Annotated in this window: 1 pseudogene; it reads left to right on the forward strand. The window is 80.9% G+C overall.

The features are described 5' to 3' along the window. Positions 1-660: pseudogene (locus GT045_RS01055) on the forward strand (hypothetical protein); the annotation flags it as partial.

Below are 660 nucleotides of genomic sequence, written 5' to 3' on the forward strand. Positions count from 1 at the left end.
GGCCGGCCCCGCGGTGTACGACGAGACGCCCGCCCGCTCCGGCGGCGCCCCGGCGGCCGACGTCCCGGCGCAGCCGGACACCTGGCCGGACCCGGCCGCACTGCTGCTCACCGCGCTGGGTCCGGGGCCCCGGCTGTGGGAACGCGGGCCGGGCCACCCCGAGGCGCTGACCGTGCGGCTGGGGACGGCCGACCGGAGCGCACCCGACGGCTCCGGCCTGCTGCCGGCGGTACCGGTGACCGCGGCGCTGCGCGAGGCGGGCGCACTGGGCCTGGCCGGTCCGCGCCCCCGGCTGTCCGGGCTGGCCCGCGCGGTGCTGGCCCAGCTCACCGCGCTGCACTCCCCCGACCTGCTGGAGATCGTGCTGATCAGCGCGGACCACACGCGGCCGGTGGCGGACCGTACCGCCGAGTGGGGCTGGCTGGGCTGGCTCCCGCACGTCCGGCCGGGCCACGGCCAGGACTGCCGCCTGCTGCTGGCCTACGACCGCGAGCAGGCGGCGGCCCGCACGGAGGAACTGCTGCGCCGGGTGGACGACCACGCGGCGTCGGGCCGCACGACGGCCCACCCCGCCCCCGCGCACGGCACGGCTCCGGTGCCCACCGGCGCCCGGGGAGCCACCACGCCGACCGGCGCCCAGAGCGGCACCGCAGCGCACGC

The organism is Streptomyces sp. SID486, assembly GCF_009865385.1.
Classification (GTDB): Bacteria; Actinomycetota; Actinomycetes; order Streptomycetales; family Streptomycetaceae; genus Streptomyces.